General features: G+C 34.1%; 29 protein-coding genes. 28 read left to right on the top strand and 1 reads right to left on the bottom strand.

What is annotated here, in order from left to right:
- Positions 1 to 90: 90 nt before the first annotated feature.
- The 26 genes from K319_RS19530 to K319_RS0100750 all read left to right on the top strand — a co-directional run bounded on the left by K319_RS19530 (position 91) and on the right by K319_RS0100750 (position 24,990).
- Entirely contained in the window at positions 91 to 1,569 is a 1,479-nt protein-coding gene (locus K319_RS19530; protein WP_051230324.1) for a hypothetical protein, read from the top strand.
- Positions 1,570 to 1,816: 247 nt separating this feature from the next.
- Positions 1,817 to 2,116 carry a hypothetical protein gene (locus K319_RS0100630; RefSeq protein WP_027381861.1) on the top strand — a complete coding sequence of 100 codons (300 nt, stop codon included), beginning with the start codon at positions 1,817 to 1,819 and terminating at the stop codon, positions 2,114 to 2,116.
- A gap of 199 nt (positions 2,117 to 2,315) precedes the next feature.
- Positions 2,316 to 2,705 carry a hypothetical protein gene (locus K319_RS19535; protein WP_034671150.1) on the top strand — a complete coding sequence of 130 codons (390 nt, stop codon included), beginning with the start codon at positions 2,316 to 2,318 and terminating at the stop codon, positions 2,703 to 2,705.
- Between the two features lie 4 nt (positions 2,706 to 2,709).
- Entirely contained in the window at positions 2,710 to 2,937 is a 228-nt protein-coding gene (locus tag K319_RS0100640) for a hypothetical protein (RefSeq protein WP_027381862.1), read from the top strand.
- Between the two features lie 37 nt (positions 2,938 to 2,974).
- The gene (locus tag K319_RS0100645) at positions 2,975 to 3,523 is read left to right on the top strand and encodes a 3'-5' exonuclease (RefSeq protein ID WP_027381863.1); all 549 of its coding nucleotides are present in this window, start codon (positions 2,975 to 2,977) and stop codon (positions 3,521 to 3,523) included.
- A gap of 325 nt (positions 3,524 to 3,848) precedes the next feature.
- A complete protein-coding gene (locus K319_RS0100650; RefSeq protein WP_027381864.1) occupies positions 3,849 to 5,072 on the top strand; it encodes a phage portal protein in 1,224 nt (407 codons plus the stop codon).
- The gene (locus tag K319_RS21425; protein ID WP_156907019.1) at positions 5,056 to 5,211 is read left to right on the top strand and encodes a hypothetical protein; all 156 of its coding nucleotides are present in this window, start codon (positions 5,056 to 5,058) and stop codon (positions 5,209 to 5,211) included. The genes K319_RS0100650 and K319_RS21425 overlap by 17 nt, the downstream gene beginning before the upstream one ends.
- Complete coding sequence (locus tag K319_RS0100660) at positions 5,180 to 6,055, top strand: hypothetical protein (protein ID WP_156907020.1); 876 nt, start codon at positions 5,180 to 5,182, stop codon at positions 6,053 to 6,055. Before K319_RS21425 ends, K319_RS0100660 begins: the two co-directional genes overlap by 32 nt.
- Positions 6,056 to 6,068: 13 nt before the next feature.
- Complete coding sequence (locus K319_RS0100665) at positions 6,069 to 7,349, top strand: hypothetical protein (RefSeq protein WP_027381866.1); 1,281 nt, start codon at positions 6,069 to 6,071, stop codon at positions 7,347 to 7,349.
- A 65-nt stretch (positions 7,350 to 7,414) separates the two neighbouring features.
- Complete coding sequence (locus K319_RS0100670) at positions 7,415 to 7,705, top strand: hypothetical protein (protein ID WP_027381867.1); 291 nt, start codon at positions 7,415 to 7,417, stop codon at positions 7,703 to 7,705.
- Between the two features lie 15 nt (positions 7,706 to 7,720).
- On the top strand, positions 7,721 to 8,323 hold the full coding sequence (locus K319_RS0100675) for a hypothetical protein (protein ID WP_027381868.1): 603 nt from the start codon (positions 7,721 to 7,723) through the stop codon (positions 8,321 to 8,323).
- Positions 8,323 to 8,892 carry a hypothetical protein gene (locus K319_RS0100680; RefSeq protein ID WP_027381869.1) on the top strand — a complete coding sequence of 190 codons (570 nt, stop codon included), beginning with the start codon at positions 8,323 to 8,325 and terminating at the stop codon, positions 8,890 to 8,892. The genes K319_RS0100675 and K319_RS0100680 overlap by 1 nt, the downstream gene beginning before the upstream one ends.
- A 25-nt stretch (positions 8,893 to 8,917) precedes the next feature.
- On the top strand, positions 8,918 to 9,817 hold the full coding sequence (locus tag K319_RS0100685) for a hypothetical protein (RefSeq protein ID WP_027381870.1): 900 nt from the start codon (positions 8,918 to 8,920) through the stop codon (positions 9,815 to 9,817).
- Positions 9,818 to 9,872: 55 nt separating this feature from the next.
- Complete coding sequence (locus K319_RS0100690; RefSeq protein WP_027381871.1) at positions 9,873 to 10,346, top strand: hypothetical protein; 474 nt, start codon at positions 9,873 to 9,875, stop codon at positions 10,344 to 10,346.
- Between the two features lie 3 nt (positions 10,347 to 10,349).
- A complete protein-coding gene (locus K319_RS0100695) occupies positions 10,350 to 10,631 on the top strand; it encodes a hypothetical protein (protein WP_027381872.1) in 282 nt (93 codons plus the stop codon).
- Positions 10,585 to 11,205 (top strand): hypothetical protein, encoded by a 621-nt coding sequence (locus K319_RS0100700; protein WP_027381873.1) that lies wholly within the window; start codon positions 10,585 to 10,587, stop codon positions 11,203 to 11,205. Before K319_RS0100695 ends, K319_RS0100700 begins: the two co-directional genes overlap by 47 nt.
- Positions 11,189 to 14,905 (top strand): coiled-coil domain-containing protein, encoded by a 3,717-nt coding sequence (locus K319_RS0100705; RefSeq protein ID WP_027381874.1) that lies wholly within the window; start codon positions 11,189 to 11,191, stop codon positions 14,903 to 14,905. Before K319_RS0100700 ends, K319_RS0100705 begins: the two co-directional genes overlap by 17 nt.
- A 65-nt stretch (positions 14,906 to 14,970) precedes the next feature.
- Complete coding sequence (locus tag K319_RS0100710) at positions 14,971 to 15,723, top strand: hypothetical protein (protein WP_027381875.1); 753 nt, start codon at positions 14,971 to 14,973, stop codon at positions 15,721 to 15,723.
- A gap of 205 nt (positions 15,724 to 15,928) precedes the next feature.
- Positions 15,929 to 18,658, top strand: a complete 2,730-nt coding sequence (locus tag K319_RS0100715) for a hypothetical protein (protein WP_027381876.1) — start codon at positions 15,929 to 15,931, stop codon at positions 18,656 to 18,658.
- Between the two features lie 147 nt (positions 18,659 to 18,805).
- Complete coding sequence (locus K319_RS0100720; protein ID WP_169712639.1) at positions 18,806 to 20,551, top strand: hypothetical protein; 1,746 nt, start codon at positions 18,806 to 18,808, stop codon at positions 20,549 to 20,551.
- 4 nt (positions 20,552 to 20,555) lie between these two features.
- Positions 20,556 to 21,989, top strand: a complete 1,434-nt coding sequence (locus K319_RS0100725) for a hypothetical protein (RefSeq protein WP_027381878.1) — start codon at positions 20,556 to 20,558, stop codon at positions 21,987 to 21,989.
- 44 nt (positions 21,990 to 22,033) lie between these two features.
- Positions 22,034 to 23,050: a hypothetical protein gene (locus K319_RS0100730; RefSeq protein WP_027381879.1), complete on the top strand. Its 1,017-nt coding sequence runs from the start codon at positions 22,034 to 22,036 to the stop codon at positions 23,048 to 23,050.
- Between the two features lie 17 nt (positions 23,051 to 23,067).
- A complete protein-coding gene (locus K319_RS0100735; protein ID WP_027381880.1) occupies positions 23,068 to 23,292 on the top strand; it encodes a hypothetical protein in 225 nt (74 codons plus the stop codon).
- 4 nt (positions 23,293 to 23,296) lie between these two features.
- Positions 23,297 to 23,887, top strand: coding sequence for a hypothetical protein (locus tag K319_RS0100740; protein ID WP_027381881.1), 591 nt, complete (start codon positions 23,297 to 23,299; stop codon positions 23,885 to 23,887).
- Positions 23,859 to 24,509, top strand: a complete 651-nt coding sequence (locus K319_RS0100745) for a hypothetical protein (protein ID WP_027381882.1) — start codon at positions 23,859 to 23,861, stop codon at positions 24,507 to 24,509. Before K319_RS0100740 ends, K319_RS0100745 begins: the two co-directional genes overlap by 29 nt.
- Positions 24,510 to 24,519: 10 nt before the next feature.
- Entirely contained in the window at positions 24,520 to 24,990 is a 471-nt protein-coding gene (locus tag K319_RS0100750; RefSeq protein ID WP_027381883.1) for a M15 family metallopeptidase, read from the top strand.
- A gap of 46 nt (positions 24,991 to 25,036) precedes the next feature.
- Here K319_RS0100750 and K319_RS0100755 read toward each other — a convergent pair whose 3' ends face one another.
- Positions 25,037 to 25,294, bottom strand: a complete 258-nt coding sequence (locus K319_RS0100755; RefSeq protein WP_027381884.1) for a hypothetical protein — start codon at positions 25,292 to 25,294, stop codon at positions 25,037 to 25,039.
- Between the two features lie 120 nt (positions 25,295 to 25,414).
- On the opposite strand from K319_RS0100755, the gene K319_RS19540 reads away from it, so the two are divergent.
- Together K319_RS19540 and K319_RS0100765 are read left to right on the top strand one after the other, a co-directional pair.
- The gene (locus K319_RS19540) at positions 25,415 to 25,591 is read left to right on the top strand and encodes a type II toxin-antitoxin system HicA family toxin (protein WP_034671152.1); all 177 of its coding nucleotides are present in this window, start codon (positions 25,415 to 25,417) and stop codon (positions 25,589 to 25,591) included.
- A gap of 68 nt (positions 25,592 to 25,659) precedes the next feature.
- Entirely contained in the window at positions 25,660 to 26,058 is a 399-nt protein-coding gene (locus K319_RS0100765; RefSeq protein WP_027381885.1) for a type II toxin-antitoxin system HicB family antitoxin, read from the top strand.
- Positions 26,059 to 26,128: the final 70 nt, after the last annotated feature.

The following is a 26,128-nucleotide window of genomic DNA, read 5'->3' on the forward strand; positions in this document are numbered from 1 at the left end:
ACTATCCTACTATCAATCGCTTTGACATTTGTTGCTGCAGGGGCAACAGTTGGAATATTGTTTTATAAATTCTTGTTTCTGTAATCTTGAATGCCGGAAGTAAAATCAAAGACCGTTAGAAAATCTCCCAGGGATATCCTTCGGGAAATCGTTCTTTCATCATTTGAAAACTTCATCTATTACATTCAGAAAGAACATTTCGGATATAAGCCCAATCTTTATCCATATCAACTTAGAATAGTTGAGGACCTTGAAAAGGTTTTGAGAGGTGAAATAACCCGTGAAATAATCAATCTCCCACCGAGATATAGAAAAACTGAAATAGCCGTAAAGATGTTCATAGCATACGCCCTGGCACATAATCCAAAAGCAAAGTTTATCCATGTATCGTACTCTACCAAGTTGGCACTTGATAACTCGGAGGCTATCAAAGATATTGTGATGAGTGAAGCTTATCAATATCTATTTCCGGAAGTTCAAATAAAGAAAGATTCGAAAGCAAAAGAAAAGTGGTACACAACTCAAGGCGGTGGAGTTTATGCAACATCATCTGGAGGACAGATAACAGGTTTCGGAGCCGGTAGTTCTATTGAGGAATATGATGATGAGGTTGAGGAATCAGAAGATAATAATGAAGGTATTGAAGAATTCATTCCAGTAAATCCGGAAGATCAAAACTCTGTTTTCAATTATGTTTTCGGTGGTGCCATTGTAATCGATGATGCCAACAAACCGGAAGATGCTTGGAGTCGATTGATGTTGAGCCGTGTCAATGAACGATATGATAGTACGATAAAAAACCGTGTCAATTCCAGATTCACACCAATCATCAATATCCAACAAAGGATATCAAAGAATGATCTCAGTTCTCATCTTATCAAAGCAGGTGGATGGAATCTTCTAAAGTTGAAAGCGCTCGATGATAAAGGCAATCCATTATGCAGCAAGATACATACCCGTGATGAATTATTGCAGCTTAAGAAAGAAAACGAGAATATCTTTAACAGTCAATATCAGCAAGAACCACAAGATGCAGAAGGTTTGATGTATGAACTTATCAAAGTTGATAAGATTGAGAAGCGTGGGTTATCTATTTCAGCGTGCGACCCTGCAGATGATGGAGAATGTTACATCGCTTCTATTTTCGCGTACATCTACGATAATACTATTTGGGTCCATGATGTTGTATTCAATCAAGATGGCAGTGAAAAAACTATTCCGGAAAATATCCGGAAGGCCAAACTACACAAGCCTTATGCATTCTGGTTTGAGAAGGATGGTTTAGGTTCAATATATGCAAAGCAGGTTAAGCAGAAATATACTTTAGTGAGGACATTCAACGCAAAAGGTAATAAGGATGCCAGGATATTCGATAAAGCTTATCTGGTATCAAAACATTTCCGGTTCTTGAACATTTCACCAAATCAGGAATATGAGAACGCTATCAACAATCTTTCATCATACGAGAAGAAAGCCGAAAACAATGAGATAAAAGATTTCGCTGATATATGTACCTCGCTTATGGATATAGCTATCAAGAATAAACTAATTAACATCTACAAGGATTAATGAATACTAAATTAATTTGTAAGTGCTGCAACAATCAAATAGGCAATTTCACCAAGGATGTTATTTCCTTTGAAAATATGAAAGCATTATCAAAGCTTGAAATAAACTTTTCATCCGGATTGATGAATGTTAAATGCCATCATTGCCACAATTGGAATAGTATAGATTCAAATAAAACAGTTACTAAGAACGACAAAAGAAAAGCTCAAGAACATTTAAGACTATAAATTCTTAAAACAGAATAGCTATGAAAACAAAGTTTACAAAGGACTCGGATTATCCGGGAAAGCAATATCAAGAATTGCATGATCATATGTTCGAAGAACACGGTCTTATTCTATTAGAAAGCCAAATGCAAGACATAATCCATATAGTCAACAAGATGCAATCCCCTGACAGAGAAGAAGAGATGAGAGAGATGTTGGAGGAACTTGTGGAACTGAAAAGAATCAAAGACCTAGATGGAAAAACGCCATATTATTTAGAAAGACAACCAAAAGTATGGGAAAAAGCTAAAGCACTACTCCAATCCCTAAAACAACCGTAGTTTTCTAACGAAGCAGAAAGTATTTAATATACAATTACTTACAACTGATGTAAGTTTTCTAACGAAGCAAATTAATCCATAAAACAAGAGAAATGATAAGTTTATTAACAATAATAGTTGCTTATTCAATAGCAAAGAAACTTGATGATTCATCAGATTATAAAACCCCGAAAGGAAAATATAAAAACAGGTATAAATAATGGAAGCAAACCAATTACAAGCAAAAGATTTACGTTTGGGGAATTTTGTAAGAGATAAAATTTCAAAAGAGCTATTAGTAGTTATTGAATTAAATGATAATCGCATCTCTACAAAGGTTATTGATAGAAGTAAATTTCCATTACCCGATGGATGGTGCTTAGAGCCTATTCCCCTTTCCGAAGATGTTCTCTTGAAGATGGGGTTTGAGAAAAATAACGGAATGTGGTTTAAAGAAAAATGTGTTTTTTATTTTACAAAATACACTACTGAAATAGGATATTATAGTTTCTTCGTAGGAAATGCTACTATCGCAATACTCAGGTACACTCACCAGTTACAGAACCTTCATTTCGCCCTTTGTGGAGAAGAGCTAACTTTTAAAAATTAGAATTATGGACTGGAAAAACTTAAGTAAAGAAAAATCTATTTGCACACAAACAGGAAATTGGGACGGTAAAAAATCCGATGAACTTATTGTAAGAGATTACAAAGGAAATTATTATATAGCTGTATGTTATCAAGGTTTTATCGATGGTAGTGAATTTTGTGAGTTCTTTGATTATAATGATTTTCAAATTGACGGCGTAATTTTTTGGGCGACAATTCCCGAACCTTTCTAACTACGGAAACCCGTAAACCAATAACAAAAAACAAATTATGAAAGCATTTTTAGACATTGAAACTGGAGGTTTCTCCATTAACAAAAACGGAGTTTGCGAAATTGCCGTTGTGATCACTGATAATAACCTTGTACCAGTTGAAGAATTTCATTCGCTGATCAAACCTTATCTGAGAGAATGTGGAACCGAGCTAGTATCATATAAAGATGATTCGATGGCGGTCAACGGAATTACAATTGAGGACCTGGAAACTAAAGGCCGTGATGTATGTGATGTTATTTATGATATTGTATTGCTTTTAAAATTACATTCTCAAACTGAAAAAATAGTGTTAGTAGGTCATAACTCCACTATATTTGACATTCCTAGAATCCAACATCTGTGTAATAGATTCCATCACGAAAAAGATTTCTTCATCAACTTTCTTCAAGAAGATACGATGAAGATAGCAAAAGGTTTTCTAAATCTTCCATCCTATTCGCTTGAAAATCTTTGTTCTCATTTCCAAATTGTAAATGAGAAAGCACATTCTGCATTGTCTGATACTTATTCGACAATCGAACTTTACAAAAAATTGGTTGGATAAATTTCGGTGCATATAAAACTAATCACACTCTTAGATTAAAGTAAGAAGCTAGCGTAGACGTGAAGCGATAAGTAAAGCTCAATTATTGGCTAATCATAATTCGGCAAGGGAAAGGAGCAAATACCGACAGGCCGTTGATTAAATTCACAGACACTATCAGGAGTGTGATTTTATTAATTTGTTTTTTTTTACAAATAACTAATTGCATATCAAAAATTTATTACATTTGTAGAAATTAAATCACGATCACGGAAATTATGAAATAGGATTTCTTCAAAGCTTATTCGAACGGAATAAACCAACATTTTCTAAACAGGAAAATGGTTTGCCTTTTTTTCATAATACCAGTTCACCTCTTTTTCAAGCGATATTCTCTACTTCTTGGGAAAATATCAATCAAAGCTTTTACACACGCCTTGCACAATCTATTGATCCAATAGATAGCACTATCACTTTTTTCGGAGAAGTTCTTTCATCCGGAATACTCAAATCTGTCAATTCAAAAGGTGAAGATGTTACTGAAAGTGATGATCTTATCAAACTTCTAAGAAATCCTAATTCAAATCAGAATTTCAGTCAATTCATTGAAGAATGGCTCTATTACCATTACTCGCATGGATGGAATTATATTGTACCGCAGAATAGATCTGTAGGTTTTGAAACAAAACTAAATAGCGGTACACAGTTATTTAATTGTGATCCTGATTATATAGATTGGAATAGCTTATATAGTTTCGTATTCAATTTCTTCAGTAAAAATGAAGATCTTCATTTCAGTTATCGTCCATTAGGATTTACGAGAATCAAATATTCCAATGTGATCCCGTATTTCGATGTCCGTCAAAATCCGGAGAAACCTTATATAGGTATATCAAGGTTACTTGCATTAAAGCAGAACATTCAAAATTACGCTTTGGCAGGTCAGGCCAAAGAAAATATGATCAAAAGGTCCGGATCTCAGATAGTTTCATTGGATGTAAAAACATTTGATGATTTCGGATTGGATGGTGAGGTTGGAACCGGTGAAATTGATAAAGATGGAAATCCAATAACTACAACCCACAAAAAGAAACTTGAGAAGGAACTTCGTGAAACAGGTATCGGCAACAATACATATGGTGTTGCATTCTCTACATTACCTTTAAAAGCTTTCTCTTTATCTGATGGACTTGAAAAGCTTGATTATGACAAGTTATCTGTTGAAGATGCGAGGGTTATAATCAACAAATACAACCTTCCAAAAGAATTTCAAAACCTTACAACTGAATCGGCAAAGTTTGCGAATCGTCAGATGGCAATGATAGAGGTTATCCAAAACACAATTGAACCTTTAGCTCAATATTTCTGTGAGAAGATATCATCATTCTTCAAATGGGAAAATACGATATATATCGACTATTCCCATCTACCAGTTTTTGCAGAAAATGAAAAAACGAAGATCGAGACTATGAAAATAAAACTTGAAGTCTTATTCAGCATGTTTGAAAAAGGATTGATAGATGAATCCAAACTGAAAGAAAAAATCCAAGGATATGAAGAATACATATAACCGTGACAAAGAACTTAATAAAGTTCAAGATATAGCTGGAAAACTTAAAGATGAAAAGCTATTGAAAGATTTAAAAAAGAGAAAAGAAAATTCAAATATCTGTAAAGATGGCAAAGATGAACATAAAAAAATTCAGTGATCCTAAAGCACAAGCTAAATGGTTGGTTGAGAATCAAGCATTGTTAAAAGCTCAAAGAAGAAGTGAACCAAAAAAATCTGATGGAATGTCATTCGGGTTTACTTCTTTTGCTGTAAATGAAAAAGGTGAAAGATTAAAAGCTGAATCAGACGATACAGGAAATCCAATTGAGGACAAAGGGGTTTTAAAAGTGAAATGTATTATCAATGCAACGAACATTCTCGATTCTCATCGAGATCTTCATATTCCCGGTTTGTGGAAAAAATCTTTGACAGAAAAGAAATTGATATATCTATGCAAAGAACACAATCTGACATTTGAAGGTATTATATCTGATGAAATTACTGCATATACTCAAAATTACACATTCGCTGAGTTGGGATATCCTGAATATGAGGGTTCAGCTGAATGTTTAGTATTTGATGCTATAATCAGAAAAAGCCGTAACGAATATATGTATGATCAATACAAGCAAGGTTTTGTTCGTAACCATTCCATTAGAATGGAATATGTCAAAGAATATTTCTGTATGCGAGAAAGCTTTGCTGAAGGAGAAGCTAGTTACACAGATTATATAGATCATTGGAACAAATATGCTCCTATGTGTGCAAATCAAGATGATCTTGATAGTGTGAATTGGTTTTATGCAGTGGTAGAAGCAAAAATTAAAGATGAAGGAAGTGCAGTAGTAAAAGGTAGTTGCTTCACAACCCCCACAATAGAGTTGTCAGATGATGACGATGAAGATATAGAAGAAGGTCAAGCCGGCGATAAGTCACTTGATGAAGATAAAAACGAGCCGGATACTTCCACTCAAAAAAGCTATTACTCAAGTTTAATTTAATTTACTAATCAAAATGAAAAAATTTAAAGATTTTCTAAAATCAAAAAACGTAACAGAAGAAGCTTTCAAGACAATGGAAGCAGCTGAACAGGCCAAACTTCACTCTGAATTTCTTAATGAAATGGGTGATGAGATAGATAAAAAGGCTTCTTCTGAAGATCTTGAAAGCTTGAAAAGTGAGCTTGAAACTGAAAAAGGAACAAATGCAACTCTAAAAACTGAAGTTGAGGAACTTAAAGAAATTGTAAAAACTCAAGGTGAAGCAATCAAAGATGGTGCAAATTCCCCTGAAAATGCTGGATTTGGTGTTGCCAAATCCCTAAAAGAAGAGTTGGAAGCTATCCACAAGTCAAGTAATGAAGGCACACTCAATGGAAAGGTAACAATCAAGGCCGATGCTATCGGGGTTAATGCTAATGCAGGTGCAGGAATAGCTGGAGCTATCACAACTATCGGTAACTATTTCGCACAATTGATTCCCGGTATTGCGAAAAAACCGGTACCAAAATCTAATATCTTGGATGAAATTGATATGCTTCCTTTGAATGCTGACAGATTGGTGTCTATTTCTGAAACTGAGACGGTTAATATAGCTGTTACCGCTGAAGGTGCAGTAAAGCCAGAATCTACAGTGATATGGGCTGCTATCGATGAACCTGCTGAAGCAGTTGCAACGACTTGGAAAACAACAACAAAGATGAGAAGATTCTTTGCTATGTTCGTTACTTCGTTCTTGAAAACACTTCAATCCTATTTCGATAAGAAATTACCTCAGTTGGTGATTGCAAAGATCAAAGCAAACGCTACAGCATTTACACCGGTTCCGGCTCAAGCTGTACATACTGCACCTAATAACTTCGATGCTATCATTGCGGTTATCTCATCTTTGGTCAAGCTTGGATATGCCCCTAATTCTGCTAGGATGTCAGTTTATGCATGGGAAAATATGCAAACCCTGAAAGCTAGTGATGGACATTATATGTTGGAGAATAAAGGTAGTATCAATCTATTGAACAATACCATCAATTTTGGTGATGATGTATCTGTCAGAATTCGTACTGATGTTGAATTAGGAAATGATGATCTGATCGTAGGTGATTTCAAAACATCTGTAAAAGCAGGTATTGATACGGCAACAGATTATACTGAATTTTATTCCGGAACAGATGGTAATAAAAACCTATTATCTCACAGATTGGAAAAATTCTTTGCATGCATCGTTCCGGTTGCTACCAGAACGGGAATTGTTTCTGATACATTCACAAACATCAAAGCAGGTATTACAGCAGATTAATTCAGCTGTAATACCTTATCAAAAGTGTAGTTCAATTTTTTAACTAATTCTAAAATAATAATACAATGGCTGGAACAGAAGAAACACCAGAAGTAAAAACGGAAGCTAAAAAAGGCGGTCCAAAATCATTGGCAGATGTCTATAAAGGATATCAGGATAAAGCTGCTAAAACACCTGAAAAAGTCCATAAGGTAAATTTAACGAAACTTTTCAATGTTGAATTTACTGCTGATTTCCGTGGATTCAAGAAAGGTCATAAGTTGACAAACATTTCTCAGGTTATGAGAGACCTATATGTAAGCAATGGAGTTGCAAAAGAGTTTACTCCAGATGTTGAAACCGAATCAGAGGACTAATCAAAATTATCAGACATGCTTTTCACAGATCTAACATTTTTCAAGAACGAACCATTCAAGATATCTAACATTAACGAAATGGGAGATGTTGCTTTGGAAATTTCAAGATTCATTTATGATCATGAAAAGCAATGTTTGATTTTGGTTTTAGGTCAGGAACTTTACAACGAGTTGCAGGATTGTTTTGATACTGATAATAATTTGAAAGATGATGCACCAGAACATTTAAAAGCATTGATAAACGGTATCTCATACGAGGTTACAGTTAATGATATTATCAAAAAAAAAGAATGGAAAGGTATTGTTCAGAAAGATAGTTTCAAATTCAACGGAACTGATATCGAATTGAGATCTTCCTTCATTGCAGATTATATCTACTATCACTACAATTATAATTACAGAACCTCAACTACAGGTGTCGGTCAGGTTATTTTGACAGCTGCAAATTCATTCACGGTGTCAGGATTTCCAAAGCGCATCGATGCTTATAATTCATTCCAGATGAAAGTTGTAGGAGGTATAAAGAATCAAACATCTTTGTATGAGTTTTTAAGAGATCATAAAGAAGATTTTCCAACCTGGAAACCTTCACATATCGAACCTAAAAACAAATTCTAATGCAACCGATAGAGAAAGCTTTGAACAATGTATTTGATTTCCTCGGAAACAAATATGACCTTCCTGCAGGAGAATATATCAATAGTGATTTTGGAGAAGTTGTTCAGATAAAAAATCCTTATTATTTCCAAAGCCCGGCGAATGTAAAATTTTCATTCGGAACCGAAAAAGAGCTTAATGTTTGGCTTCAAGGAAAAAAAGAGAAATATCCATTGGCTTGGTTGGTTTATCCTGTAACGGAAAATTCAGATAATACTCCGAACAAGATAGTCACATATAGATCAATGCGAATCATTTTCGCTATCAACAACGATTCAGATAAGTTGGTCCAAACAAGGGTGCAGACAACGAGATATATTCTTGATCAGGTAGTTGAAAAGTTTTGTAAACTCATGACCCAGGGAAAATTCAGGAAATACATTTGGATGGATAGGAATGGTCAACATTCTCAGAAATTCTTTCCAAATTATTCTGTGAATTCTCAAACTGACAGTGGACAAATAGATATATGGGATGCCATAGTGTTGGAATGCGATATCTATTTTAATCCGAACTGTATGCCAAAATAATTAATTAATAAAAAAAAATATCAAAATGAGTATTGTTATCGATACATTAAATTGTGGAGAAGGTACGATCGGAACTTATTTTAACGGTTGTAATATCTCACTTAAGGATGTCGTAAAGGTATTCCTGAAAAAAAAGAGTCTCAAAATATCATTAGCTGATGGTAATTTTGATTTGGAAGCACGAGCTGAATACATAAAATCAGGGGAATTGATCCCATTAAATGATTTGTTGAATTTCACTGATAATCCACAAAAAAACAACGTACAAACTTTCACCAACAAGATCAAGAAAACAGTATCACAAGGGTTATATGATTTCTCATTGGATTTTGAAGAAAGTACTTGTTTAAGTAACGCCTTTCACAAAATTGCGAAGCAGAATGGTTGGGAGCTTCTAATTCTTGATTCGGAGGACAAACTATTCTTTGATAACAAAGGTGGTTTCCTTAACGGGTTCAGCATTAGCGATATTTCAGTGAATAACACAACATTCAATGATGGTGCTGCAAAAATCTCAATGTTGACATTAGATATCCAATTGGACCAAAATGGAACTGCAGGATTCAACAAAAGAAGAAGCTTTATTGTTGATGATACTTTGGTCGATGTGAATGGTATTCAGGATGTAACAATCTTAAAGCTTTCACAAGCATCAGCTGCTATAAAAGTGCAATTGGTTTCCGGATGTGATAACTCATCTACAGTTTCCGGGTTAGCATCAAAATTCAGAGTCAGAAAAGCTTCCGATAACAGTGTTGTAGCATCGGTTGCAACTGAAGTGAATGGAGAATATAACATCCCAATAGCATCAGCGAATGGCGATTACTTGATTGACCTATATGATAGTGCTGATAGTTCAACTGTGGTTGATATTCTTGATGAGGCATTTTATAAATCGAATGTCCTTCAAGCTTCTTTCCCATAAGAATAGATATTCAAATAAATAAAAGCGGTGGGTATTCTACCGCTTTTTTAAAATCATGACAATCTACGACTACATAGAAAATATAACAGGTTATTCGCCTTCAAAATACGTTTCTGATATAAAAAATGAGTTGGAAAATGACAAAACTATTCCCGAAATCCAAACAAAACAATGGGAAAAAGGTCAAGATTCCAATGGAAATATTGTCGGAACCTATTCTGAAATGACCGAAATATTATCAGGAGGTCGTAAACAGGCCGGTACTCCATATACATTCTACGATACTGGAGATCTTTACAAGCAAACGAAAGCTATTATCAATGAAAAAGATAACGATTTGACATTCATCGTAGATTCAGATAGTCCTCATAAAAAGGACCTGTTTGATTTCTTCGATAAAAATGCAAGTCCGGTTACATCATTCGACCCTGAAGATCTGTTCGGTATTCAAAAGGAAAACATGGATGAGGTTGTAGATGTAGTTCAAGACAAATGTTCCTCACTATTAATAAAAAATCTAAAAATTTAAATCATGTGCGATTGCAAAAATAAAGTAGGCTTCAAGGATAAATTACGAGAAGCCGGAAAGAAAACAAAAGACACGGGAATACTTCACGTAGTTTACGTTCACAAAGCAACTGATAGTATTTTCATCCGCAAAGAAAGCGATCTTAATGATGAATTGAATATCTGCTGCTATTTCACACCAGATGGTAAAGAAGTTCTCTACGTAAAAAAAACAGTTGAAAATTCAGAAACTATCAAGGATGATAAAACTACTCCAAAAAAGAAAACTGCTCCAAAACCTAATTGATTTCTTTAGGAAAACGAAGGTCTTCGATCTGTACGATAAGTGTAATATCCTGCCTATCCATAATTTCAATGAGGCTATGAGCGGAGACCTTTCTTTTCTAAAAAAAGATCCCAATTCCAAGGTTCCTGATTTTATACTTCAAAATCTTTGGATAGAGATATTGGATGAGTTCCTAAAGATATCAGACAATAAGATATCGATGATGATGCTAGGAAAAAAGATCAAGACCGTTTATTTGTTGAGTCAGATGGACGTTTTTACAGCTATTAAAGTATCAATTAATGCAGGTGTGGATGTTGAACCATATCTAAAAAAATATAGGGTAAAAAAAGAAAATATCGACCTTAAGATTTCCCTTTTAAAAAATGAGATAAACAGGATATTTTTCTCTGAAAACAAAAAAGAAAATAATGATGGTCAAGGACACTCAAATTTTGAGATGTCACTGGCCATGATACGAAAAGAAGGTTATTCTGTTGACCGCTTCAAAATGGTAGTTACAGAATGGTGTGCGATACTCAATCAAATCGAAAAACAACACAAAATACAGCAAAAAAATGGCAAAAGAAGTTAGTTTTCCAGGTCTAAAAGAACATATTAAAGAAGTATCTGAACTTACCGAAGAGATGAAAAAGCTTCTTAAGATATCATTGGATATTGCTGTGATGAAGGAAGAAGAGGCCAAACAATATACCAAAAGTACGATTTCCATTAAAAATTATCTGGAGGTTCAGGAAAAGACCAAGAAAATTCAAAAAGAAGCTGATGAAAATGACAAGAAGGTTATAAACACTCAATCAGCATTGGAAAAAGCAAAGGCAAGATTGAAAACTGCTATGGATAATGAAGCAAAGCAAATAGCTTCTGTCAATCTCCAAATTGCAAGACAGAATCAACTTAATAAGGAAAATGCAAAACTAAACGAAGAAGGTTTTTCTGCTTTGGAAAAACTGAACGCCCAAATTTCTAAATATACTCGTGAAGCCAAAGACCTGGGAGCTCAATTGGTTTTATTGAAGCAAGAAGGGAAAGAGACAACTGAAGAATATAAGAATATTGAAAAACAATTCGAAGCTGCTTCTGCTAAATCAAGTCAATTAAATGCTGATTATAGGGCATTGTCTAAAGCTTCCGGGGATAACCGTGCATTGGTTGGAAGTTACTCGGAAGAATTGGAAGGTCATTTCAGCAAACTAGGTGACAATATCAATGGACTTATGGATAATTTAGCTTCCGGAAATATTCTAGGTGTAATCAATCAAGGAAGAGAAGTAGCTATCGGATTTCAACAAGGATATCAGGTTGTAAAAGATACGATAAGCAGTGTTAATGAGACCCTTGTTAATGGAGCTAAAAATATGCTTGGTTTTGGCAGTGCATCTCAAACTGTGGCATCAACACAGGTCGATCTTGCAGCGGCCGAAGAATTGGTGACGGTTGCTACCAATGAACAGAATATATCTCAAGAAACAGCTATCGGATTTAGAACTTCTGCAGCTGTTGCCAACACGGAATTAGCGGTTGCAGAAGGTGCGACAACTATTGCCACTATCACATCTACGGAAGCTACGATTGCAGATACAATTGCGACAGAAGCAAATACGGTTTCAAATATCGAACAGGCTATTTCAGAGGAAGCCTCAACTGCAAGTTCAGTTGCCGAAACATTGGCAACTGAGGCGCAAACAGTAGCACATGTCGAATTGGCAGCATCAGAAAATATTTCAACTGTTGCAATTGCAGAAAATACCACAGCTGAAGCTGCATCTATTGTTGCTACCAATACAGCTACAAATTCCATAGTCAGAGAAACTGCTGCCTTAAATGCAGAAACAGCATCTTTGAATAGAGCAAGTGTTGCATCTGGACAATTGGCAACTGGACAAATAGGTGTTGCCGCCGCTTCTGAGACAGCTGCAGTAGCCGAAGGTACGGCTGCAACGGCTACAGGTATTCTTAATATTGCCATGGGAATTCTATTGGCTCCCATAACACTTGTAATATTGGCTGTAGGAGCCTTGATATACATATTCAAACAGTTCACTCCAATAGTAGATATAGTTGAACAGGCTATTGCCGGTATCAGTGCCGCTTTCAATGTCGTAAAGAATTCTATTATAGGTTTGGTAACAGGAACTAAATCCCTTTCAGAAGCATTTTCCGGACTAGCTGGTGATATGAGGGATGCAGCTGCTGCAGCTGCTGAACTTAAGAAAGCACAACAGGACCTTGAAGATAATATGGAGGGGCAATCTATCCAGAATTCAAAAATTCAAGGTCAGATAGAAGCTTTGATAATACAATCAAAAGATAGGACCAAATCTGAGGAACAAAGACTAGCTGCATTGAAGAAAGCGGAAGAATTGGAAAAGCAGAATTATGCTCAGAGAATTGCTTTGGCAAAAGAAGATCTGAGAATTGCAGAACAGGTAATTCTTCAAAAGGCTGGAATCACTAAAAAGGAAGAGGCTGAATTACGAAAAAGATATACAAATGAAAATGATTTTTACAATGCATTCAAATCTCTAGCAGAAAGCAGAACTACCAGTGTAGATGAAGAATTTACGAATTTCAAAGAATCCCTTTCCGGATATTATGAGGTACTTAACGAACATAATAAATTCACGGAAAAAACCGTAAATGCCAATAATAAGATCATTGAAAAAGGTGAGGCTGATCGCGAAAAGATGGAGAAAAAACGTGAAGAAGAAGCTAAAAAGGCAAAAGAGCGAATGGAAAAAGCTCAGAAAGAAGCTGAAGATCATTCCAGAAAAATAATAGAACTTGCTATAAATAAGAAAAAAGCTGAAATAGATTCTCTTATTTCTGGTTACGATCAAACTAACCACTTACAAGCAGATAATATAAAATTTATTGAAGATATTTCAGCTAGAAAAATGGCTATTTCCCAACTAGAAATGAGTAAGGACCTTATTGGACTAAAAGTAAATAAGGAGTTAATCGATGAAAAAATTAAAAATAATCGTAAATTATCTTCTAGCGAACTTGATTATTTATTGATAAAGCAAAAGTATGCAGATAATGAAGTAAAAATTAATAATGACAAAGAAAATGGAATCAAAAAAGTTAATAATGACAATTCAAAATTCGAATTGGAACTCTATGACGCAAAGCAAAAATCCTTACTAGAGGGTGTTACTTCATTAACAGACGATTTAGTTAATGCTGAAAAAGACAGAATTAAGCAAGTTTACGAAGTACATCAAAAAGCATTAGAAGATGAGTTTAAATTAGATCAAGAAAAGATAGATGAAAAGGTTAAAAACAATGAAAAATTAACAGAGGCTGAAACAAAATTCTACATTCAAAGCTTAAAACTTAAAAAAGATTTTGATAAAGACACAAAGGAGATAGATAAAAAAAGTCAAGAGTATAAACTGAAAGTTATCGATGATGAAGAAAAAAGAAATATTAAAAATTTCAAACAAAAAACAAAAGATAGTAATGCTCAGAAAGCTAATGAATTATCCGAAGAAAGAAAATCTCTTAATTCAAAATTAGCTCTTTATAAAGCTGGATCAAAGGAAGAGATTGACATAAATGAAAAGTTAAAGGATAATAATTTTTACATTAATCAGTTAATCAAAGATTCTAAAATTGAATCCCTAAATTCAGGACTTGATTTCTTCATTAATATTGCCGGAGAAGAATCAAAATTAGGGAAAGCTTTAGCAACTCTAAAAGTTACAATGGACACATACGAGAAAGCATCTAGTGCTTTTAATACGGGACATTTATTAGCCTCAAACCCAGTTACAGCTGCTCTTGCTCCAAACGCATATTTACAAGGAGGTTTAATAATTGCCGGGGGACTTTTAAAGGTTTCTCAAATAAATGGAATAAGTTTGTTTGCTGAAGGTTCTGATTTTGTTCCTTATACTGGTTTAGCAATTAAAGATGAATTAGGTCCTGAATTACACTTAAATAGGTTCGGAAAAATAAAATCCTGGGGTTCTGATCAAGGAGCGCATTTTGAGCAAGTAGAAATAGGGGATAAAATCATACCTGCAGATATTACTGCTATGATTAGGGAAACTGCTTTTGCGGAACCTTTAAGAAGAATTCAAATATTGGATTTTAATAATACAAATGTTGATTCAAGAATTGATTATGAAATGATTGGAAATGAATTTGGAAAGCACGCTTCTAAGATAGTTGGAGCAATTAAAAACAATAAAACAAACATTACTATTAATAATAATCGTGGTCAAGATTTCTATAATCGTGTTCGTCACGTAGGAAAAAAAGTTTAATAAAATTACGGGAAACCGTAATTTTTGTATTTATATTAATTGTAATTTCGTAAAAAATAATTATTATGAGAATAAAATTTACTTTCTTTTTAATTTTAGTTTTGCTGAATTCATGTAGCAGCAACTCTGATGATACAACAGAAACCCAAAACTCTAATGGTATAATGCCAACAGAAGTAATCAATGGTTTCGGAAAAGATTTATATTATTATAATGGTGATAAATTAAATAAGATTATTTCAGGAGGTACTACTACAACATTTACATATAGTGGAGATAAAATAACAAATATAAATAATAGTATAGATAATTATGATTTTAGCTATAACGGCTCAAAACTAATAAAGGTAAATTACACTAATATTAGTACCTTAAAAACTGGAGTAGAAATTTTCACTTGGATTGATGATTACAACTGTAATTATGATGTCAAGTATCCGAGTAGTATAGAAAATGGTAAAATAAAATTAGATTCAAATTTTAATCTTGAAAAAATTTCCGTTAATAAAGACGCGATAAATTACCATACTGAAACTAGATACACTTATACAAATAATAATTCACCATTTATAAATATTAAAGGTTTAAGGTATTTACATGGTTTTTTTTTAGTAGGATATCTTTTTGGATATAACAATAACTTAGCTTTTTCTTCTAAAATACCTCAAGAAAAAAAATTCTATAATTTAGATAACTTATCAAATCCTTTAGATATTACTAAATATAATGCTGAATATATAAGTAACGGAATGCCAAGTCAGATAGAGTCAAGAGGAACAGACCCTTTTAATTATACATTACAAAAGTTCACTTATTAATAATTCCCGATTACGGCAATGAGATATAAATAATCCGATAGATATTAATGCGTTCTCGCATTTCCTCCGATTCAAAAGTCTAGGACGAGAAGAACTTTACCAAATCACTGAACCTTCCGGATTTGATGTAGCTAACTTTGTTATCAAACAGAATGAAGGGCGTTTTGGACGTGATATCGTTTATGGTAATGAGATCCAAAATCTGATGTTCTATTCCGACACCGGATTTGAATTGGTAGATTTTGAACAAGACCTTAATCCCGAAGGTCAAAAAACCAGATACCTCAATACAGGATTTGCCTTTATTATTGAAACTTACAATCAATTCGGCTTCGAAGGTGAAATAGAATACATTCTCAAAAAAAATAACTCACAATTCATTATCGGACTTCTGGATATGGCCAATCCTGATACTGATGGATTAACATATTTCGGGTGTACTCTGATCCAAAACACTAATATTTCTGACTATAAAAAGCAATTATCTACCAGTATAGACCTATTTTCGACAAAAGATATTGATGGTAAACCTATAAGTCCGGCACCTACAATTAAAGTATTGCGTAAAGCTCTCCCGATATATACACGCTCATTTTGGAGCGTAAAAGATACTTGGAATGAAAGAATGTTCAGTGCTGAAAACAAAGATACATTATATTCATACTTCAATCCGTGTGTTAACAATGTAGTATCCGAGATCACAAACTCAAATACTGGAGGTTCAGAAATGCATCAAATAACAATTCCAGATGATGCCTGGGATAACAACGCAGGTTCGTTGATGATAGCAGCCGACAATGTCGCAAAAAGCATGTTCGCTTATGTCAATTCGACTAAGTTCATGGTAGATACCGAGATCACAATTGATAATTTCAGTTTCAGTATAGACGGTTCGCACGGAGGTGGATCTGCAACCGGTGGTACAGCGACAACCAATTTTCAGATAGCCTGGGGATATAATTTGAAAGATGTTCTGGGAACAAACAGCCCAATGCCTCCACGTACAGGTGATATGGGTGGACAAGTTTTTTTTCAAAGCACAATAGGCTCCCACGATGGACATTTTGATTTCAATATGGGAAAGACCGTGATCAAGATTCCTGATCTTCCAATCGGTGCCAAAATATGGATCTTCTTTAACTCATTTGTAAGGCACAAAACCGGAGGTAATACTGTAAGATTTAAACATACTATAAGTAATTTCACAATAGATATCAAGACCACTCAGAAAGCACTTGACAATGTTATAAGTACTGTAAGATATATTGACGTCCTAAAACAGTGTAGTAAATTTATAAAAGGAGTTCCGGTAAATGCTCCATTATTTGATATTGGCGGCGAACATTACAACAATGTATGTTGGAATAGAGCGATGCTTTCTATGAATACTTCCAACTCCAAGGAACTTATATCTGAGACGTTGCCGGAAGGTCTATTCCTGGGTGAAATCGTAAACAATACGCTTGCAGATTCCATGGAATTGGGCTATTATTTCTGGAATGGTCTAAAATGGATATTGCTAAACGAAAGCGAAATAACAAAAAGAAATCTAATTTCAAATACCGAACCTTCCGGAACCTTAGGGGAACTTATTTACAACACCAATAAGATGGTTGAACCTTCTGGGCTATGTTATTGGTCCGGAAGTGCATGGGTTGGGCTTGAATATGCCCGTCCATTTGTTACCAATTTTCAGGATGCATATGAGAATTCTATGGCAATAGAAGCATGTGCAGACTATGAGATCAATGAAAATGAGATATATTTTGGCAAATATGGCGATTTTTACAGAGATGTAAAATTGGCGTCATTTCCCATGGCATCAGGAAAGAACTATAAGGAGGAATGGAATGATAGATTTAAAATCAATAACGTTTTGATAGGATATGATACCTACGAGACCAACAGGCTTTCAAAGAATACTACCAATGATATCCATACATCTGCAGAATGGAGTTTACCTAATTCCAAGGTAGAGAATAAATTCGAAAGAAGTATCAAATATGTAAGATCTGGATTTTCATCTCAAGCTATCATAGATCTGGAAACAAAGACACCGGCAACTGCAGATGATGATGATGATAAGGTTTTTATTAATTCAGTGGTCCCATTGGAATCAGGAATAGCTTGTGAATTTAGTGCTAATTTGCAAATGTCAATATCCGGGGGAAATCTGTTACTTTCAAATTTCAGTGAGAATTCTTCAACAAGTGATGTAACAATAAATTGGAATATGCGAGGTTTGAAAGTTGGGGATGATTTCAAAATAAAGGAAGGTCATAATTCAGGAGATTACGAAATCCTATCAATCACGCAGGTAACATTGACACTTAAACCGATAGGACACACCCCGACATATAACGAGACCTCAGCAATTACGATATATTATGTTTATCAGGATGTCAATTTTCAGACAGCCACAAATGAAGGGTTTGATCTGATACAAAATCTAGCTTCACCTACTCTATATCCGAATCTAGATTATAGTATCAGAAGAAATTTCGACAGATGGAATAACTTTTTTTCTACAGCATGCAGCTTTAGCCGTAACCAGAGCATCAATAATCTTTATTTCAAAAATAACCCACCGTTGGAAAGCCAAAAAACTAATGGTATTCTGGTAAAAGAGATGGGTTCTATCAATTGCGTGAATCTTCCGGAACCAATCTTAACACCTAAATTCCTAAATGTAGAAGTTTATGCAGATTTCGAACTATTCTTGAAAATGATGGAAGATTATAAGAATCTTGATGCAGAGAATTGCCGGGGATATATTGAATGCTTTGATGAAGTTGGAAACGTGATAACAGGATATCCCTTCGAGGTTGACTATACCTGGAAAACCGGAACCTTGAAGTTAAAATTGGAACAAAGGAATGATAAAGAGTTGAGGTATAAGATATTTGATAAAACATTTAGCGATGCATTTGAATAATTAATTATATTTGTAAAATAATACTACGATCACGGCAATAATGAGATAGATATATCTTTTTTAAAATTCTATGAAAGCATTTCCGATGCTTTGATGAATGACAATACCAATGTTTACTTTAATAAGTTCGCAGGTTTTGTTCATATATTGCCTAATGATTCCATACTACAATTTACAAACATTGATTTTGATTGGAATATCAATGGAGTGATTACAGCTCAGTTGATAGACGAATGTGGTAATGCTATCAAAACATTCCAAGATGGATATGATATCTTGATAAAACCATTTCTTGATACCATTTCAGGTAAATATCAGCTGATATTTGAATTCATAACTGATACGGATTTTGGTGAAAGTCTGTTAATGTTGAAGTTTACTTCGTCAGGGAAAAGCATATATTCATACCCATTTTACAGCACATTCGATAACCAGGAAGAAACGTCTAAGTTTTTCTATAAAAACGAGGGATATCTTTTCGGAATACCTTACAGTGACCAATCATTTTATCAGGTTATCAGGCTTAGATGTTTCAAGAATGATTCTGATCAGGAAACTGAGAACGAAGAAATTATTCAATTATCAGGTAATAAGTTCTATTCAAGGAATGTAACCACACCTGTCAATAAATTTTTATTCTATTTGAGTGATTATTTCACTTTCAATCGATTAGTAAAATTATTGAGTCATAATATTACCTATATAGACAGGCAAAGACATACTTCCAGTCCTTCCAAAATATCAAAAGGTGATAGGATACCGGATTCCAATGTTTTTCAGATAGATTTTGAAGGTAATCCTATTGAGGAATATCTTGATATAACCTCCCAGATCCTCTCAGATCTTTACGTTGTCAGTCTATATCATCCGGATGATTCAGTTTTTGACCCTGGAGTAACAGTGACGAAGACATTTACAGTAACTTTTAATAGAAATATTTTCATTTTCGATGATTCTATAAGGTTCAATTTGTACAAAAATGGTTCATTAATAGAATCAAAAAAGCCAAATGCCTATCAAAATACCCTGTTTGCCCAATTTACACCTGATCTTGATGCAGGGGATTACTACATATTAGTTGACGGAGATAAAGCAGGTATTCATACACCTATTCAAGATATATTATGGGAAGGAATCACTGATATAAATGATTGGAATTTCAAAGTTCTTGATGAGATACCTCCGGATCCGGACCCGATTGTTGAAATTACTTGGCCTGATAATAATACAGGTCCTTTAACAGGGATATATAATCAAATAGAGATAAATTCAGGTGTTAGTAACATTTCACCCTCGAACCCTATAACATATTGGAGTTGGCAAAGAAAGGATATCAATAATCCTACAACGTTTGTTGAATATAACAACACTTCGACAACATACACAGAAGTTGTTCTTAGGACCGGGGAAAACTATTTCAGACTTGTTCTGACCTTGCAGAATGGCGACCAAATCACATCGAATATACTGCAATATACAAAGGAGATATCTTCAACTATTTATATTACCGATAAAATATCAGATATTAATTCAGGAACATGCACCTATAAACTGCATGTGGAAGGTATGGAGTTTATAGGATTTGCCAATGTGGTAGGTAGGAAAGGTTCAAAAGTAAAGGCTTCTCATGTTAATGTTAATCCTTTCGGCAATGATCTAACTATACCAACATCAACACCAATAGGTACTGATGTATTTAATTCAACTCCTTTAACAATACCGGTAGGAGTTTACAACTGTTCGATATACTTGAATGCAGCTCCAGTGAGTATGAATGATGATGTAATTTTAGATGGTGCTATATCATATGGCTATGATCAAAATTACTACAATGGTATAGCTCAAGCAGAAGCTCATCTCTTTATCCCGACAAATAATCCACCAGAAGTTTAAAATTATGAGCGTAGAAACCAAACAAGAACTAATTGAGGTAATTAGAAATGAAACAGAGATCGGCGGGAACACTTGTGAAAGAATAGCTACTGCATTTACCGAATCCAACCAAGAAAAGCTGGAAAAAAACGGTACAAACCTTTCACAAAGTGACATTGAGGCGTTACGAATTAAATTAGGTATCTATGATGATGATTCAAATGAAAATCACATTGATCTGATAGGTGAGATAACGACCTCATCAGATAGTGTGACGATCAATATGAGTGATTCAGGTGTTAACAAAGTGACTTTAGGAGGTATTGCCTATTATACCTATGCACCCTCTGAATTTTCCTTCACACCCGTTTCCGAAGATCAGATAAAAGTACTAATTATTTATGCCTTGTCAACAGTCGAACTATTCTATCTGGCAGAAGGTGAGGAAGGATATGAAGCTATCGAACCAACTATCCCAGATGGTGCATTCTTTATAAAAAGAATCACTGTTACATCCGATGGCCAAGTTATAGATCCGGAACTTATTTCTGGATTAAAAGAAAAGATAGAGGATAATTGGAAGAAAGTCATTTTCAATAAGGGAACTACTTTCTATCTGGATTTCAATGATAAACGTCAATCGTTCTATTTAAATCCATCAACCAGGACAAGCTCATTTGCTACAATTATATCCGGAATTACTTTTTCTGAAGAAAGCACAAGGGCTTTTGACTTCCATATATACAACAATTCGAATGTCAATATCAATATAAATACCAGTTCTACATCCGGACTTTCAAAGGGATTTTCGGCAATAAATACTCCTTTTGTTTTAAAGCCAAAAACAACTGTTTTCGTCAAATATGATCCGGAAACAAACCTGTTAGATATTCTAAAACCGGCTGGAGCTATAGCAACTGTAAACGTTACAGGACCTATAACCGGTAACGGTGATGATATCGCATTGGATATATTGCAGGCATCATCTTCACAACGTGGCTCGATGAGTGCAGCTCATTGGAGCAAGTTAGAAGGAATAAATCTTTCGGACTATGTGACCAATGTTACTTATTCGGCTGCAATTGCAAATCGATATGTTATCACAACTACCAATATCACTGCTCCGGACTCGACTTATCTATACGCTTTAATCACTGATTCATTAGGTATTGTAAGACGATTGAATCTTTCCACATATCTAAGCAACACAAGAGAACCTTTGAAGCAACTAAGATATGGTTCCCAAAATCCTCCTACTTTGGCGCAGTTGACCACTTTGGGCATTCAACGGGGAGAATATTATGTACAAACATCCGATGGTACATCATCGGGTACAGAGATACAGCGAACATCATTTAATGGAATTCAGTTAACAGAATGGACGGTAACAACTGCTGTGTATAACGCAATGTCAACAGATCAGAAGAATGCAATTAAAAATCTAAATATAACAGCATAATGTCATTAATATTTAAAGGTCAAACGGTATCAAAGATTCAATCAATGGGAAATAGATCCCTACAAAGGCGAATATCCGATAATATTGTGTTTAATGATGCTGATATCAAGATTTTAGTAGGAATTAGTAAAACAGATAGAACAACCGCTGGAAGCCTTGTTGTAACTTTCAATAAGAGTTTAGATATTATAGCTAATTATGGGATAGGTACAAATGCCAATATCTTTAAAAAAACAACTTCTAATTCAATATCGAAAACATTTAATATAAACGAAGATAATAACGGTTCAGGAAATGGTTTGAAAGATGAGGATTTTCCAAACAATTTTTTTTACCTATCAATATTTGATATTACATCAATAACTATATCTCAAACTTCAAATGGTATATGGAAGACCGAATTACAAATATTCACGAATTTTCCAAATTTAGTTAATTATACCAGCAGTATTAATCAATCGCCAGACTTCACATTTTTGAGTTCTTTACCAGGTATAACGAATTTGGATTTTGCAGTTTCTGTAACTAATGGATGGGCTGCAGGATTAACATCTTTGAAAAATAGCAATCTGAAAGCTTTAACACTTAGGTCTTACAATTCAGTAAACCCACCTTTGATGCAAAATTTACCTGCAACCCTATATTACTTCAAATGCACACAATTAGAAGGGTTGCAGGTCGATTTGAAAGATTATTTTACAGGAAATAGAGTGGCATTTGTCAGTATGGGAAATTCTGCTGGCGGCCCTGTTAATAGGCTTACATATTCGGGAGGTGCTGTATTCCCATCTGTTTTAACTGAAAATGTTCAGGCAGTAGATTATTTATTATACCAATCAACTAATACACCTAATAAATTAACAAGTGACCAGTTTTCTCAATTTATCATAGATATGGCAAATCAGGTGACAGCGGTAAACTTAACGACAAAAAGAATTACCGTTCAAGGCACATCACCGAATACGAGTTATACCGATAATACAAAACCTATCTACCAAACTTATACAGCTGCTAGGAATTATCTTATCGGAACATTAGGAATAGTGATCACAACATCATAACATTAAAATAAATCAAAATGAAAGAATTAACAAAACCTTGTATCGTAGTTTGGAATAATGAGAATATAATCCAAACAAAACTTTATGACAACGTATCTACATGGCATGGTCCAATGTATGAATCAGCAGAATTCGATTCCCCGGAAGAATTGGACCAATTCATCTCAGATAATGAGCTTATCGATATGGGTTGGAGAAATTCAGCTGATGAAATAGCAGAAGATGATAATATGGAACTTTAGTAAGATGAGAACAAAATTAAAATATATCATCACAAGAATAGCATTATGGTTAACGCCTGTTATTTTGCTTTTCGCACACCGGATTCCACTAACTTATGAAGATCGCTTTCGATATTTCTACAAAGGTTTTTTTAAAATAACACCAATTATTTTCATCGTTAATCTCTTGGTCGGATGGCACAATGAACATCTAATTTTTTTAAAAAGTTTATATGGTGTTTTAGTGATTAATGCTGGAATTGGTATTTGGGCGCATATTAAACTTGGAACCTTTGACATTGGTGAATTTTTCAAATCTACACTTATCACGATTGCTGTTATTTTCGCAGTCTATTTTTCATTAGATAAATTGGGAGAATCTATTCCGGAGGGATTTCTGGAAATAGGATTTGCAAGCACAGTCCAAGTGATGACATTACTATTTCCTATATCAAAAATAGCTCGAAACGGCTTCATTTTAACCAATGGAGGATTTCCACCTGAATTTTTAATAAAAGCACTTTATAATTATCAAAAAGATGGAAATCTCAAAGCTTTCCTTGAATTTCAAAATACCCAAAATAATAATGAAGAAAATAATTTACCTGCTGCTTAGCATTGTTTTGATTTCTTGTGGAAGTCGAAACACCGAAAAAGAAAAGACAAAAGAGTCTGAGAAAGCTTCTTTGAATCAATTTTCAGAAAGTAAATCAGATATTTCTAAAATTGAAAACACTGAAAAATCAGAGTCGAAAACGGAAGATAATTCAGTTGCTCAAGATTTTCGAACAACTGAATTATCAAAATCGGATTCTGAGAAATCCGGAGAAAAATCAAATTCAGAAAATAGTTCCGAGATCGAGAAGATCAGAGAATATTATGAGAATGGAAAATTGAAATCAGAACGGGAAACTTCAAAAAACTATTCGAAATTATCACAAGAAAAAGATTACTGGAAATCATCAGCCGAATCTTTGAGAGAAGATAATTTAAAAATACTTGAAAATTCAAAACTGATTTACCGGGATAATTTGAAACTTCAGCGAAATAATCAGAAATTAATAACCACAAATAATAAATCACTATCTAAATTACAAAAAACTAGTCTTGAATTATCGAAAAAAACAGAAAGCAAAAGAGATTCGTGGTGGCTTTATGTTTTGATTGTGGTTGTTTCAATTATTGGATGGGAACTATTGACAAAGTATAATCGAACCGGAAGAATGTTTAATTTTTAATGTTATAAATATGAAAACAACTTCACAATACATTTTAAAATATGGTGTGCCGACACCTAACGGAACGGGCTATCTCACAACAATAGAGCTTCCATTTCCTTTGCGTATTGCTTGGGATAAAAAGACATCTGTAAAAAAATTGACTTGTCACAAAGCTATTGCGGAACCTTTGAAGGCCGTTTTTGCTGATTTACTCAAAGCTTACGGCTATGAAAAAATCAAAGAATTAGGGATTGATCTGTTTGGCGGCTGCTTTAATTTCAGGCAAATGAGGGGCGGTTCTAACTATTCGGTTCATGCTTGGGGTTTGGCAATCGATTTGGACCCAGAACGTAATCAATTAAAGGAAACTTCCAAAACTGCAAGATTTGCACGTCCTGAATATAAGCAGATGATTGACATATTTTATAAAAATGGATTTGTTTCACTAGGCCGTGAAAAAAACTATGACTGGATGCATTTTCAATGGGATAATTTCTAAAAAAATGAGATGTTTATCTAATCCCGGACGTGTTCCGGGATTTTTATTATTCGTTCACTGGTTTTGCTTCATCACAATATAAATGCGTGAAGTATGATTTTTTCTTTGTTTTTGGTTCTTCAAATATTTCTGATTGGAATCTTATTTTGAATTCCCAATAATCCCATTTACGAATTCCCAATTGATATGGATTGAACGTGCAATGCACTTCAAAATGCTGTTTTTTGGCATCACCATAAAATTCAACTATTACACTTTTATCAGTTGGTTCAATTGATTCCCGGATTGTGGCTTTAAGTTTCATCTTTTGAAATTGATAAACTAAATTAAAGTAAAAATAATTAAAAAAAGTTGCAAAAATATTTGCATATTAGTATATAATTATATACCTTTACAGGGTTGAATTAATACAGAAAAACGTTCTATGAAATCAAGCGAATTACACCGAAAGGTAAAAAAGAATGGATGGATTCACATCAGAACCGATGGAAGCCATTACATCTACGAGAAAGACGGTCGAACTTACCCAGTTCCTTATCATGGACCAAAAGAAGTTGGAAAAGGTCTTGAACGTAAGATCATCAAAGAAATGGGGCTTTAATTAGCCCCTATTTTTGAAAGCTGATTAATTCATAAAACAATTAGTAAATCTTTAAAATCTCTAAAACAATGAATACTATTAAAATAGTTATCGAAAAAACACCGGATATGTATTCTGCTTATGCTGAAAATGTTGAAGGTATTTATGGCGGTGGTGATACACCACAAGAAGCCAAAGAATCCATTTTAAAATCGATTCAACTTTTAATTGAGAATAATGCACCTGAAAATGTTCCTAGCATTTTAAAAGGTCAATACACTGTCAAGTATGAATTTGACACAGAAAGTCTGATTAATTACTTGAAAGGAATTATCACTTATCCTGGATTCGAAACGCTGACAGGAATCAACGAAAAACAAATTGCACATTATTCATCTGGTTTAAAAAAACCGAGAAGGGAACAAAAAGATAAAATTCAAATCGGATTACATAACTTTGCAAAAGAATTATTGGCAATAGAACTTTAGTATTAATTCAACACTTCTACTTATCTATTGTTAAGAAGCCCTGAATAAATCAGGGCTTTATTATTTTTAT

Origin of the sequence: Epilithonimonas caeni DSM 17710, from assembly GCF_000426465.1 — a bacterium.
Taxonomy (GTDB): domain Bacteria; phylum Bacteroidota; class Bacteroidia; order Flavobacteriales; family Weeksellaceae; genus Epilithonimonas; species Epilithonimonas caeni.

Bases quoted from the DNA above. Each gene is read 5' to 3' on its own strand.
- K319_RS0100715 (WP_027381876.1), top strand. From the start codon at position 15,929: ATGTTCTATTCCGACACCGGATTTGAATTGGTAGATTTTGAACAAGAC.
- K319_RS0100740 (WP_027381881.1), top strand. From the start codon at position 23,297: ATGAGAACAAAATTAAAATATATCATCACAAGAATAGCATTATGGTTA.
- K319_RS0100665 (WP_027381866.1), top strand. From the start codon at position 6,069: ATGAAAAAATTTAAAGATTTTCTAAAATCAAAAAACGTAACAGAAGAA.
- K319_RS0100670 (WP_027381867.1), top strand. From the start codon at position 7,415: ATGGCTGGAACAGAAGAAACACCAGAAGTAAAAACGGAAGCTAAAAAA.
- K319_RS0100735 (WP_027381880.1), top strand. From the start codon at position 23,068: ATGAAAGAATTAACAAAACCTTGTATCGTAGTTTGGAATAATGAGAAT.
- K319_RS0100750 (WP_027381883.1), top strand. From the start codon at position 24,520: ATGAAAACAACTTCACAATACATTTTAAAATATGGTGTGCCGACACCT.
- K319_RS0100695 (WP_027381872.1), top strand. From the start codon at position 10,350: ATGTGCGATTGCAAAAATAAAGTAGGCTTCAAGGATAAATTACGAGAA.
- K319_RS0100680 (WP_027381869.1), top strand. From the start codon at position 8,323: ATGCAACCGATAGAGAAAGCTTTGAACAATGTATTTGATTTCCTCGGA.
- K319_RS19540 (WP_034671152.1), top strand. From the start codon at position 25,415: ATGAAATCAAGCGAATTACACCGAAAGGTAAAAAAGAATGGATGGATT.
- K319_RS0100700 (WP_027381873.1), top strand. From the start codon at position 10,585: ATGATAAAACTACTCCAAAAAAGAAAACTGCTCCAAAACCTAATTGAT.
- K319_RS0100640 (WP_027381862.1), top strand. From the start codon at position 2,710: ATGGACTGGAAAAACTTAAGTAAAGAAAAATCTATTTGCACACAAACA.
- K319_RS0100765 (WP_027381885.1), top strand. From the start codon at position 25,660: ATGAATACTATTAAAATAGTTATCGAAAAAACACCGGATATGTATTCT.
- K319_RS0100675 (WP_027381868.1), top strand. From the start codon at position 7,721: ATGCTTTTCACAGATCTAACATTTTTCAAGAACGAACCATTCAAGATA.
- K319_RS0100660 (WP_156907020.1), top strand. From the start codon at position 5,180: ATGGCAAAGATGAACATAAAAAAATTCAGTGATCCTAAAGCACAAGCT.
- K319_RS0100685 (WP_027381870.1), top strand. From the start codon at position 8,918: ATGAGTATTGTTATCGATACATTAAATTGTGGAGAAGGTACGATCGGA.
- K319_RS0100690 (WP_027381871.1), top strand. From the start codon at position 9,873: ATGACAATCTACGACTACATAGAAAATATAACAGGTTATTCGCCTTCA.
- K319_RS0100705 (WP_027381874.1), top strand. From the start codon at position 11,189: ATGGCAAAAGAAGTTAGTTTTCCAGGTCTAAAAGAACATATTAAAGAA.
- K319_RS21425 (WP_156907019.1), top strand. From the start codon at position 5,056: ATGAAGAATACATATAACCGTGACAAAGAACTTAATAAAGTTCAAGAT.
- K319_RS19530 (WP_051230324.1), top strand. From the start codon at position 91: ATGCCGGAAGTAAAATCAAAGACCGTTAGAAAATCTCCCAGGGATATC.
- K319_RS0100710 (WP_027381875.1), top strand. From the start codon at position 14,971: ATGAGAATAAAATTTACTTTCTTTTTAATTTTAGTTTTGCTGAATTCA.
- K319_RS0100755 (WP_027381884.1), bottom strand. From the start codon at position 25,294: ATGAAACTTAAAGCCACAATCCGGGAATCAATTGAACCAACTGATAAA.
- K319_RS0100730 (WP_027381879.1), top strand. From the start codon at position 22,034: ATGGGAAATAGATCCCTACAAAGGCGAATATCCGATAATATTGTGTTT.
- K319_RS0100645 (WP_027381863.1), top strand. From the start codon at position 2,975: ATGAAAGCATTTTTAGACATTGAAACTGGAGGTTTCTCCATTAACAAA.
- K319_RS19535 (WP_034671150.1), top strand. From the start codon at position 2,316: ATGGAAGCAAACCAATTACAAGCAAAAGATTTACGTTTGGGGAATTTT.
- K319_RS0100725 (WP_027381878.1), top strand. From the start codon at position 20,556: ATGAGCGTAGAAACCAAACAAGAACTAATTGAGGTAATTAGAAATGAA.
- K319_RS0100745 (WP_027381882.1), top strand. From the start codon at position 23,859: ATGAAGAAAATAATTTACCTGCTGCTTAGCATTGTTTTGATTTCTTGT.
- K319_RS0100630 (WP_027381861.1), top strand. From the start codon at position 1,817: ATGAAAACAAAGTTTACAAAGGACTCGGATTATCCGGGAAAGCAATAT.